Raw genomic sequence first — 1,067 nt, forward strand, 5'->3', positions numbered from 1 at the left:
TCGTCGTCTTCCCACTGCGTGCCGGGGCGTCGGCGCTGCTGACCGACCGGGGCGGCGGGCCGGAGCGGCTGCTCGGCGACATCGCACAGCACCGGGTGTCGGTGCTGTTCACCGCCCCGACCGCCTACCGGGCCATGCTGAACCGGCTGCGCACCGAACCCGGGGCGTACGACATCTCCTCGCTGCGCCGCTGCGTCTCCGCCGGGGAGAACCTGCCCGCCGCCACCTGGCACGACTGGCACGAGGCCACCGGGCTGCGCATCATCAACGGCATCGGCGCCACCGAACTGCTCCACATCTTCCTGTCCGCCGCCGACGACGCGATCCGCCCGGGGACGACGGGCGTTCCGGTGCCCGGTTTCGAGGCCCGGGTGGTCGACGCGGACCTGTGCCCCGTCCCCGACGGTGAACCGGGCCTGCTCGCCGTCCGCGGCCCGACCGGCTGCCGCTACCTGGCCGACGAGCGCCAGCGCACCTACGTACGCGACGGCTGGAACCTCACCGGCGACACCTACATCCGTGATCCGGATGGCTACTTCCGCTATGTGGCACGCGCGGACGACATGATCATCTCGTCCGGGTACAACATCGCGGGCCCCGAGGTCGAAGACGCCCTGCTGCGCCACCCCGACGTGCTCGAAGCCGCCGTCACCGGACAGCCGGACGCGGAGCGCGGCACGATCGTCGTCGCCCATGTGGTGCTGCGTACGGGCATCCCGCGCACCGAGGAGACCGTGGCCGCCCTCAAGGCCCACACCACCGCCGAACTCACCCCCTACAAATGCCCGCGCCGCTTCGTCTTCCTCGACGCGCTCCCCCGCACCGCCACCGGCAAGCTCCAGCGCTACCGCCTCCGCGACGGCGCCCTACCGTGACCGCCTTACAGTGACCTCGTGAACGAGCAGCACACCCCGCGCTCCCTCATCGTCAGCCACTACGGGGCCCACGGGCGCGGCACCCCCGGCCACCCGGCCGGGCCGGTGCCCGTCGCCGCCCTCATCCGGCTGCTGGGCGCCGTCGGCGTCGACCCGCCCTCGGTGCGCTCCGCCGTGTCCCGCCTCAAGCGG

General features: G+C 73.1%; 1 protein-coding gene and 1 pseudogene. Both read left to right on the plus strand.

From position 1 onward, the window contains the following. Positions 1 to 875, plus strand: an 875-nt coding sequence (locus tag SSOG_RS11890) for an AMP-binding protein (RefSeq protein ID WP_039937290.1), incomplete at its 5' end; no start/stop codon positions are given. An 18-nt stretch (positions 876 to 893) separates the two neighbouring features. Then, positions 894 to 1,067, plus strand: a pseudogene (locus tag SSOG_RS47545) (PaaX family transcriptional regulator C-terminal domain-containing protein); the annotation flags it as partial.

Origin of the sequence: Streptomyces himastatinicus ATCC 53653, from assembly GCF_000158915.1 — a bacterium.
In the GTDB taxonomy this organism is placed as follows: Bacteria; Actinomycetota; Actinomycetes; order Streptomycetales; family Streptomycetaceae; genus Streptomyces; species Streptomyces himastatinicus.